Source organism: Escherichia sp. KTE31 (genome assembly GCF_000407925.1).
GTDB classification, from domain to species: Bacteria; Pseudomonadota; Gammaproteobacteria; order Enterobacterales; family Enterobacteriaceae; genus Escherichia; species Escherichia ruysiae.
This window is the reverse complement of sequence record NZ_KE136722.1, coordinates 1616942-1628651: the sequence shown is the minus strand read 5'-3', so window position 1 is coordinate 1628651 and position 11710 is coordinate 1616942. Positions and strand designations below refer to the sequence as shown.

The 11710-nt window shown below is 38.7% G+C and carries 5 protein-coding genes and 1 pseudogene; all 6 read right to left on the bottom strand.

Annotated features, from left to right (window positions below; all coding sequences use genetic code 11):
• Positions 1–645: pseudogene (locus tag WES_RS13445) on the bottom strand (tetratricopeptide repeat protein); the annotation flags it as partial.
• 112 nt (positions 646–757) lie between these two features.
• A complete protein-coding gene (bcsB, locus tag WES_RS13450; protein ID WP_024195108.1) occupies positions 758–3052 on the bottom strand; it encodes a cellulose biosynthesis cyclic di-GMP-binding regulatory protein BcsB in 2295 nt (764 codons plus the stop codon).
• 58 nt (positions 3053–3110) lie between these two features.
• On the bottom strand, positions 3111–5225 hold the full coding sequence (gene bcsA / locus WES_RS13455; protein WP_016158969.1) for a UDP-forming cellulose synthase catalytic subunit: 2115 nt from the start codon (positions 5223–5225) through the stop codon (positions 3111–3113).
• 84 nt (positions 5226–5309) lie between these two features.
• Positions 5310–6650: a GGDEF domain-containing protein gene (locus tag WES_RS13460; protein ID WP_016158970.1), complete on the bottom strand. Its 1341-nt coding sequence runs from the start codon at positions 6648–6650 to the stop codon at positions 5310–5312.
• 4 nt (positions 6651–6654) lie between these two features.
• Complete coding sequence (locus tag WES_RS13465; protein ID WP_016158971.1) at positions 6655–9003, bottom strand: sensor domain-containing phosphodiesterase; 2349 nt, start codon at positions 9001–9003, stop codon at positions 6655–6657.
• Positions 9004–10103: 1100 nt separating this feature from the next.
• Positions 10104–11534 (bottom strand): APC family permease, encoded by a 1431-nt coding sequence (locus WES_RS13470; RefSeq protein WP_016158972.1) that lies wholly within the window; start codon positions 11532–11534, stop codon positions 10104–10106.
• Positions 11535–11710 lie beyond the last annotated feature (176 nt).

Below are 11710 nucleotides of genomic sequence, written 5' to 3'. Positions count from 1 at the left end.
GCTGCTGTTCGGATCCAGCGCGAGGGCTTTTTCCAGATTCGCCACCGCATTAGCGCGATCGGCATTCTGGGAATACGCCTGCCCCAGCGCCCCAAATATGGCACCAGAGTCAGGATTATCAATATTAAGTATTTTCAACTGACGAATCGCTTCGTTGCGACGGGAGGCAATTTGCGTCATTGCCCCCCAGTATTCCAGCGCCATTTCGATATCTGGCGGTGCCCCGTTAAATAGCTTGTCGTAACTGTCGATAGCCTCTTTATGTCGCCCGGAGATAGCTTGTAAGCGTGCCATTTGCAGTGCCTGACGCCCCTCAGGCGAAGAAAGTCGCATGGCCGTGCGCGATGCTTTATATATTTTTGAATCAGGGGCGAGCAGGGAAAGTCTGGCAAGTTGTTTTTGCGCGCCTTCAATATCTCCCTTACGCAGCAGATAGCGAAAACGCGCCGCAACGACATCTGGATTATCAGGTTCCGCCAATTCAAGGCGATAAAGCGACTGTTCGACCAGATCTTCACGGTGAATGTCTTCGCCCAACCGAATCTGCGCCATTAACAGCTTATGTGCAGTTGGTGTGGCTTTCGCCATCGACATTACCGCCAAACCAAGGGATATTGTGAGTAAATTTAAGGTGAATTTGTACATGCCTGCCTCAATCAGGTGTTAACTCACTTTTTATTAAAAACTGAACGGGCGCAGCTCCCTGCCTGTATAAAGTCAGGACAGAATGGAGCCGCAAAATAGAAATGACGATGAATTACTGTTGATGAGGGTTCAAACGACGGCGACTAATGATACGTAGCAGACGCCATACTACCCACGCCAATAGCACCACACTGAGAGTTGCCAGCACTGCCAGTAGAATGGGGTGTCTGGCTAACACATATTGCACTCGTTCAATCCAGGGGAGATGCCCAACGTAATAAGTATCTCCAACTCGTAAACTATTGACGCCAGATTCACGAATAACCGCGACTGAACCAAAGATATTGCCGCGTTTTGTACTATTAACTAATGCATTGTTAAGTAGCGCATCGCCGCGTGATCCCTCTGACATTAAAGCAATTACGCTACGTTGGGTATGATATGGAGACTGAAAACCAACTATCGCCGCCATTGGCAATGGAGAATTTATGGTTGTTTGTATTTCAGGTTTTTGATCGTCGTTATCTGTCATAATTTTGGCGTAATCGGAGTGCCGTATTGGGCTTTTTACCCAACTTGTTGTTGCCTCAATGAGCAGATTAATTTGTTGATTGTCTGCAAATTCTTGCGGAAGTGTTCCTATCAACAGAATATCTGAATCCTTGCCCTGGACAGAACCTATATCATCAGTAATTGTCAGATTAATTGCCGGAAACCCAGTCTGAGCACCAATCAGTCCAAGGGTATTTAATAATGTTTCAACTTGCGTTGTGCCAGGATTTTCAGGCATAACCACAACCGTTTCTGATAGATCGGCCATGCGGCTAAATGGAAAACCTGAGCTGGAAAAAGCGCGTAAATCTGGCATTGCGATAAAGTGATGGTACTTTGAAAAATCGATAGTGGAATCATCTGCAATAACCGCATGATTTTTTAGAGGCCGGGAAATAATACAGCTATCGGCATCAGAGCGCGGCATAGTATTAACGTACTCGAAATTAAATCGCAATTGATTAAGCGCCCCTAACGTCAGCGCAGGAATGTTAATTTCATTATTACCATCCAACAATTCTTGCAATAACGGTAAACGTAACAACAATCTATCGGTAGCAGATTTCGGACTTAGCCGGAAAGATTCAAGGTACTGGTTATTAAGGCTGACATCCATACGTGAACCACCTATCGTTGGCGTGGTATAACGATAGTTAATCTTCATATCAACCCCACGATTACGCAATAGAAAGAGATCAGGTGGCAAATTAAATGAAACATTAATTGCCGCAGACTCCAGGGCACTTGCCTGTAACTGCCCTTCATAATTTTTAAGCTCTGCGAAAGTTACAGGTCGGTCAGTGCGTACCCAGTTTGGCGCATCATAAGGTTTACGCGGCAGTAACGGCTTCACCTCATTTACGACCACGCTATCGCCGCGAAATAGTATATTTCCCTGTGCAAGACCTTTTGCCGCCTGTAATAAATCTTTATCATCGCGGCCAAAAAGTACCAGCAATTTGACAAAGGGATTTTGTGGATGACTGATCATTTTAATAACAGGCGCATTCACTAACGGATGCTCGCGCAGAAAGTCTGGGCGTCTATTGTTAGTGGCAAAGACCACTGCATTACTTTCCGGTAACTGGTTATAGAAAACCGGAAATCGGTGACCACGCCAGCCAGATTGCGAACCAAACCACGAAGCGACAATAGCTGATGCCTGCTGCAAACCAGTCCCAGGAGTACCGGCAAAAACCATCGGCAATGTATTAGGGCGGTTATCTCGCGGATCAAAGAACGGTACAGGAAGATATGAAAGATCATTTTTCAAATTGAGTCTCTGAACTACCAGTTCAAGTTCACTGGTACGTCCAATATCAAGCCACAAATTGCTGCTGGTCGGGTTTTCGCAGGCGCTCTGGTAGTGACTAATTAATTCGAGGCGCAAGCGATTAAAATCCGAAAAATACAATGGGTTAAGAGTTATTTCCGCCAGCGTTTTCTTCCCCAGTTGTTCTTTGGTAATCGGCAATACCCCCATCAACTCGTCATTAAGATAGACCTTAAGCTGTGACTGGACAGGGATCAGCGACGGTGATGGAGTGTATTCAAGTTTTAGTTTCGCTTCTGACACTATTTCATCGCTACGCATACCAAACTCAATTTTCCCCTGTGGGTTAACTCCATTCAGGACTATGTTTCCTGGCGCTGGTGCGATTTGTGTAAATGGGAGTTTAAAATGGCGAGATGGTTCTTTCGCATAAGCAGAGATATTTTCCTTCTGGATAGCGGGTAATACTCCTCCTGAGGAAGGCTTATGAATTACTGTAGCCGATGCTGTATTTGCCTGGTAAAAACATAATAACCCCAAGCCAATTATTGCAGCACTTAATCTCAAAAATTTTCTTTCCATTTTAAAAAATTCAACAACCATAATAAATACAAACAATATATTTAATTAGAAATTAGAACTAACTTTTGGAACTGCCTTTCAGTGTCCGGAGAATATAAAAAACCATATTGCAATAACCTTTCAGAGAAATAAAACATATTTCAATAAAACTCTTTAGAATATTGTCTCGTTTAATTTTATCATTCCACTCTTGCCATAGTGAATCACGAGAAAACGTTGCTCTTACATAATTAACATTTTGTTCATGACTCATTGGCATAATCTTCAGACCAATTTTATTATTATAGGCATGAACTATTTCTACCGGTATATCACACTTTTCGTTACTATCATCCAGATAAAGAGACAACCGCTGTGTTTTAACAATAGTTTTTACGTCGGAGATATTATCAAGGATAACGCCTAATCCTCCTTCGGAAAAATCAAGAACAGAACAAGGATAGCTCCGTCCATCTTTCAGTTGTAAAACGCCCTTGAAAGAAACATCAATACGGGGAGAAAAACGCACCTGCTTTTGTTCAATAGAAACAGCCAAAGTTGCGCCAATAATAATTGTATTATAAAACAGCCAAATCAAACAAAACAAATTCAGGATGGCGATATGCCCTTGCAAACTATAAACATTAACAATACCTATTATCAGTCCAATTACATTTAAAATAGCAAAAATAAGATAGGGGTAGGAAATTCGCCAGTCAACAAACTTATTTTTTATCAGCCCTCCTTTGGCCGTAACGTTGAAACGCCCTTTTGCTGGCGCAAGTAAAGCTACAAGCGTTGGTAGCGTAATATACCAGGCCAGAACCATTTCATAAATCTCATTCCAGAATGAATGTCTGTATTTACCTTGTACTCTTGAATTAGTTAAAATAATAACAAATAGATAAGGTAAAACATAAGACATAATATCTGCAACTGATGCATCGATCAGGTTGACTGAAAAGAAAATAGGACATAAAGGTGCGAACAAGAAAATCAGTCGTGGCACACCTGATAAAAAATGCATCATGCTGCTGAGATAGCAAAGGCGCTGTGATAATGTCAGCCCCTTGCCCAATAATGGATTGTCAATACGCAAGATTTGAATCATGCCTCGAGCCCATCGAATCCGTTGCCCAATATGAGCAGACAATGTTTCTGTGGCTAGCCCGGCAGCCAGAGGATAGCGAAGATATGCAGAGCTATAACCTGCACGATGCAAGCGTAACGACGTATGCGCATCTTCAGTTACTGTTTCGACTGCAATGCCTCCAACCTCATCCAGAGCCGATCTACGGATGATTGCACATGAACCGCAAAAAAATGAAGCATTCCATGTATCCGTACCATTCTGGATTAACCCATAAAAGAGGTGTCCTTCATTTGGCTTTTGCCGAAACTGCCCCAAATTTCGCTCAAAAGGATCGGGGGAAAAAAAATGATGTGGTGTTTGCAACATCGATAATTTTTTATCGGCAATAAACCAGCCCATCGTTTTCTTTAAAAAAGATACCGACGGTATATGATCGCAATCGAAAATAGCAACAAATTCGCCATTAGCTATTTTAAGCGCATTATTTATATTTCCGGCCTTAGCATGTTCATGTGTTTCTCTTGCGACATAGTAAATTCCTGACTCGTTCGCGAATTTCCTGAACTCGTCCCTGGCGCCATCATCAAGGATCCAGATATGTAATTTATCCTTTGGCCAGTCTAAAGCCAACGCACCATAAACTGTATTCTTCACGACTGTAAAGGGTTCGTTATATGTGGGTATTAATATATCTACGATGGGCCATTCTTCTTTATTCTCTGGTAAGGGTATACTTTCTCTGTTCAGCGGGAAGCAAACCTGAAAGTAACCAAGTAATAAAACAAACCAGGCATACGTTTCAGCAGCTAATAACGTGACTGAAAATAAGCAGTCTGGAAATTCATTCAGGATGACTGAAGAAGAGTAACGCCACCATAGATATCGGGATGATATGAGTATTCCAACACCCATTAAAATCAGGGTAATCATCCTTCCCTTGAGCAAATTAAGGACAATGACAGCGATGCAAATAATAATTGAAAATAATGTTTGTTGATAAAATCCAAGTGGCTGCTCAACAATTGATAAAAAAACAAAACATAGCAATATAGCAACAACCAAAAGGATTTTGTTTGACACTTCTTTATTTTTTAAGATCATTGCACTTAACGATTCATTAATACTATAACTTAAACAGTGTGAGTTTTATAAACATAGACGACCATTGCTATGCAAATTAAAATATCAACACCACGTTATCTGCGCTCGACCATTTTGCTTACTTTTGTATAACCGTTCATCTGCCAGCAATTTCAACCGTTCAATGTTATTCATGCACTCATCTGTACTGGCAACCCCTATGCTGCAACTACAATTTAACCCACCGATTGCGAAATGAACAACTCTGTGCAAAATTCTTGATAGTTTATTTTTATCCTTCTCATAATAAATAATAGCAAATTCATCACCGCCAAACCGGTATATTTCCCCTTCACGACGGGGTAACTCATCTTTAATAAGGTTAACAAGTTTGATGAGTACTTCATCACCAAACAGATGGCCAAACTTATCATTAATGGTTTTAAATTTATCCACATCAAATAGACACAGGTAGCCAAAATTCTTGCTCAGCATCTTGATTTCCTTATCAAAACTACGGCGACCAGAAGCCCGAGTTAATGCATCACAAGTGCCAAAGTCATATATCTCTCGAATTGCATTAATCTCTTCCGCATTAAAGAATAGATTTTCTCCACGTAAATCATATTGATGATTCGACAATATAGATTCTTTTTCCAATCTACCCTTATTTATAATATTCCGTAGTAATTTAATATAATTAATATACAGTATGATTGCAGATATTGCCGATGCAAAAACGAATAGCATACATATATAGAGATATTTACTTTTTTTATAGGCAACAATAAACATCATTTCTGGAAGGTAAGAATACGACAGAGTGATAGCTGACATCTCAAATACAGCATCATTTATCAAAAAATCATCACCTGCGATTTTCTTTTCATTATCATTAATATCATAAAATGAGATATAGATATCTTCTCGTTCCCCTGACTGATTTCTAATCAAAGATAAATAACGTTCAGGATCTACCACTGATATCAAAATTGTTCGTTTGGCAATGGGATGAGCATAATAAACATAGTACTTATCTTTTAAACCAATAACACCTCTCTCAAATTCGTTCATTACCCGAATAGAGGAAACTATGTCGCCACAAAAATCATCCCCTTTCGTTGTAACTTTGATACATTTACCATCGCTAATAATATAAGGACCGAGATCATACAAATATCCAGGATTTTCATAGCCAGCAAAGCTATTGTGTATTTTTTTTACCAATTCTTCTGGGGCAATATCTAGTTCATAAAATATATTATTAGATACTGAGCGGCGATACTCAGAAACATTAGCTATTGCAAGCCCACTATCTACAATAGATACCTTCACAGAATTAATGCGCCCCTTAACATAAATGGTGTATAAATAACAAGTTACTACAGAGACGAACAAAAAATACAAAAAACAGATTACTGCCGCCTTTTTCTTATATTTTAACATTGCTTTATTTTCTTTTTTTCGGTTTGCTGTCTATATGCCATTCTGAAAACGGTAACGGTTTCTGGTATAAGTATCCCTGAACATGAGAGAATCCTAATTTTTGCAATTCTCTGGCCTGACTTTCAGTTTCAACACCTTCAGCTATTACCGGCATATTTTCTTCACGAGCAAGGCTGGATATAAAGTACACAATTTTGTTAGTTTCATTGAAAATACCAGAGGTAAACTCTGAATCAATTTTAATACTATCAGGTCTTACTTTATAAAGTTTTTTCAGGTCAGCTAATCCACTACCGAAATCATCAAGAGAAATCTTGATACCGTTTTCTTTTAAAATGTTTATATTATTGTAAAAGCTATCATTTATATCTTTTACTGCTGACTCGGTGATCTCCAGACAGATTTGTTCAGCATTTACATCAAATGCATTAATTAAAGTAAGAACACGAGTGTGGAAGTCAAATTCATTTAATTGCCATGGAGAAACATTGATATGCAAGAGAAAATCGTTAGCAACCTCATATTCACGGCTAAAGGCACCAAATTCGCTAATAGCCGTTTCGAGAACAAAATAACCCAGTTCTTTAATTAATCCTATTTCTTCAGCAACAGGTACAAAAATTGATGGCGGTATAGCCCCATTTTCGACGGATAACCAGCGGCATAACGCCTCAGCGCCTACAACCCTATTATTATCCATATCAACAATCGGTTGATATACTAAATAAAGTTCACTACTCGAAATCGCTTTTTTTATATTTCCTGCCACCCAGACCTTCTGATCAAGTTCATGAACTTTGATGTCATCATAAAACATAAATTCAGATTCTTTATTTTCCCGCATAGCTGTTAATGCCAGTTTCAGCTTCCCTTCATAAATCGAAACATTTTCCCCTGAAAAAGTTTCACAAATGGCAATCTTATGAATATAAATATTTCTTATGCAAAATATATGTTCAGGGAAGTTTAAAACAGATAATCTTTCGATGAACTCTTCGCAGTGAGTGTGGCACAGCAACAAGTATGTTTCAGTTGAGACTTTTACGATATCACAATATTTTGAATATTTTTGTGATATCTTCGATTTTATATCATTAACAATTTCACAAAATTTCTGACTTCCATATATCGCCTCAACAAACTCTAATCCATAGATGCAAAGCATACCAACTGCCAAATAGGTTTTATTATTAGTTTCAATAACAGCCTTATTTATATAGAAGCTACTTCCTTGTTCATAGGACACAAGATTAAGTAATCGATCCATACGCTCCTTGTATTTATAACTTATATTATTAATGATTTTTTTGAGTTCAACAATCTCGCTACTATCATTTTGCACAATATCAATTGTGTCGTTGCGATATACTGAATTAGCTAATTTTTTCAGATGTTCTATTAGTTTGCTGGATTCGCCTTTAATTTTTTTTGTTATTTTTTCAACGATATACCATAATAAGCAAAAACAAACCAAGCCACATAAAAACATCAATGTAAAATATTTATTGATGTTTGCATCTTCTGCTTTTTGATAGTAAAAGTAATGGAATCTGACATCAGGAAGCCTGGGGAGTGAGATAATATTGTCTATATAGTTGCCACTATTATTACTTATGTTATAACTTCCCGATGACTCGCGGACAATAAGATGTAACATTGATTTTTCATTACCTACCATAATCCTTTTATTTTGTTCCATGAATAGAATATCAGCATCACCACCTAGTTTATTTAAAAAATTACTGAAATATCTTTCATCAAGATCCAGATGTATTAACTTCAGAGCAAATGAATCTTTTTCTTCTTCGGATGGTCGTAGAGAAAATGAAAAACATTTTTTTCCGGCAATACCATAACAATTATACCATGGTGACCATTTTGAATAAGTCCCTGCCGGTAATTTATTCCAGGGACGTGATTCCGGGTTAAAGTAGTTATCGCTAATATTACCATCGTCCCCAATAAAAGGTTTACCGGCTTCTGATTTCCCCAGGAATTTTACCTCACCATTCTCAGTTCGAATAAAGCTAAGATAGTTTCCATTATTGAGCATTATCCCTACTAAATTAACAGCATCTATTTTTTTCATGCGATGAAGGACTGCTCGCTTTATTTCACCTTCATCATTTAACAGATAAATTGCATCTTTTAATGCATCAGCCTCTTTTTCAACTTTAGAAAAAAAATTATTCAAATTGTTATTGATGAGTATAAGGTTAATCCGTGAAGAGTTTTCTGCTATTTTTTTATGGAAGTCAATTGCGGTAATAAATGACAAGACAATATAGACAGTAACAGCTAATATAACCGCAGTGTTAAATCTTGAGTTTAATTTTTCGGTAATGCTATACATACTGGTGTTCTGACTAAAATGTTATCAATAGCTTTAATATAAGATCGTATAAAGTTCTGTATATTAGCCGATGTTACCCTCCTCTTTATGACTTTCTTAATTTCATTATTCCCATATAACAAATATGTCATGATGAGAAGATTAATTTTTTCTTAATTTCCACAAGTGATTATCATGCTTCTTATTTTAACCAGAACAATATTGTTATATGTAACACTCATCTTTGTATCTTTCACCCACGCTACCGCCTTTCGTTAATCATTCAACGAAATAATTTAGACATGAAAAAATTACCCTGTAACAACACAACTAGCACATCCTGCCGAGTTGTGACATCTACTCTATAATTATCCAAAAGAGGTATTAGTATCTATTGTCAGTAATCCATTCTGTTTATTTATCTTATTTAAGACATGTGTAATACGACTCTCTTAGCCCAAATATATTAATCAGTAACCTTAAAGTAAGATTTAGTCAGAAAGTGATCGTGAAAATTTCACTGCCCAGGCTGTAATTTGTCCATCAACCTAACAGATAAATATTTTCAGGAACACACGTTCGATAAAACAATAGATGCAACATTAGAGCACTATTTTATTTTTAAAACAAAAGACTGTGAACTACACCAGGCATGAGAAGATTCTGTCGGGAGATGATTTTTGCCAGATTAAAACACTATAAAATATAATTTTTACAGAACATTACGCCAGTGAATCAATATACCATCTGCATATCCAAACAATAACTGCAATCATTCTCAGCAAATTTAACCATAATTAGCAACATGCAAATTCATTGATACAGATCAAAAATCCGAGTTTACATTACCAATCTTTGTTGAAAATTTAGCCGTAAAAAATCATGTTGTTACTATGCGCAAGAGTTTACTCCAGAGCCCAAAATAATAACTTGCAAAATAACCAATAATTAAAACTATCACCATATCTAAAAATAAAGGTCTCCGATAACTAAAATTCGTATTATCACGGTAGCGTTGATATTCTTTCATCTCTTAAGAAAAACTTAACTTTTACCCTATCAGGCCTGATCTAATTTTAAACTATTTGATATCATAGCCCCGGCGAACCGGGGCATGATGACTATTTTGTATTCGCTTTACGTGCAAGCAGCGGGAATATCAGCCCCAGTCCAACGAGGACAAATGGCGTAGTAATGTTCAGTGCCAATTGGAATGTCCACTCTGCAGTGAAGGCTTCCATTTTAGGGAAAATTCCTGTCAGGCAGGCAAAAGCGGTAAAGGCAAAACACCATATCCCGACGGTCATTGCTATCGGCTTATTACGAATAAAGACATACTCTGGTTTATATTTCTGCGCCAGGCGAACAACAGCAATAAACGCAACAAATACCCACAAATAACGCAGCGGCATCACTACCGAGTTAAGATTCAACAGCCATTTATAGAGATTGTTCATATCGCCGATGCCGAGAGTCGGGAGCATAATCAGGATCGCCACCAGCACCAGAGTCAGAAAATAGCCATTCACGGGCGTACCGGAAGCGTTGGTACGACATAAACTGGCAGGAATATATTTGCTGTCGGCATCGCCTAATAACACTTTAAGCGGTGCATCAATCGAAAATACCAGTGCGGCAACTTGCCCCAGAGTGTTCGCAATGGCATAAATCACCATTAAGGTATTACCCATATTGTAATACTCCCCCAGCTTCTGGAAGGCGTAATACTGACCGTTAGTCATCAAATCATCGGGAATATTGCGCGAGTCAAACATCATCCCCATCGCCAGTGAGCCGAGAATCGCACATACTGCTACCATCCCCGCCAGACACAACATCCCTTTTGGGAATTCTTTTCCTGGGTTGCGTGTTTGGTTAACGTAAGGAGAAATCTTCTCAGCACCACCAACCGCAAAAACCAGCATTGAAATGGTGGTAATGTAGGTGAAATCGATATGTGGTATGAATGTTTCCCAGGTAATGTTAGTAGTCGCAATATGCACTTCAGTAATCGCAGGCGCGGTTACCGCCATCGCCACATAAAGGAGCGACATGACAAACATTGCAATCCCTGCCACAGAACCAACAATTTTCAGTGACTTCATGCCACGGGAGGCAACCCACATAAAGAAGACGAACAGCACCAGCGTTAACCCCTGTAACGCTACGACCGAATATTCTTTGATTAACGAACCATCGCCTTTCATCGCCCAGCCGAGCGCGATCAGTATTGCCTGCGGTTTTTGTGCCAAATAAGGAATATGCACCACCCAGTAGGTCCATGCTGCAAGGTAAGCCAGCCCTGGCCCCATGGTATGTTTAATCCAGGTACTAACGCCCCCTCTCCCGTCTTTAAAGGTCGAACCTAACTGGCCGACAATCAGGGCATAAGGTGTGAAATAGAGCGCAAAAATAAATACCCATGAAAAAACAACCACCAGTCCCTGGTTGGCATAGTTATTTACAACGTTGCCAAAGCCCCAAACGGTAATAAATGACATCAAAGCAATGTTGTACCATCGCAACTGTTTTTCCTGAACGTTCCCAGCCATAGATCGATCCTTCGCCAATATTTAATGGATATTTAGAAAACGAGGAATTATGCGCGGCAAACAAGACGTGCGGAAATAGCGGAATGCAAAATTATAACCTGCTGCACACTTTATTTTTTTACGAATAAAATTTGCTAAAAGATAGTTGTACAGAGGAAACAAAAAACAGAGTGCGA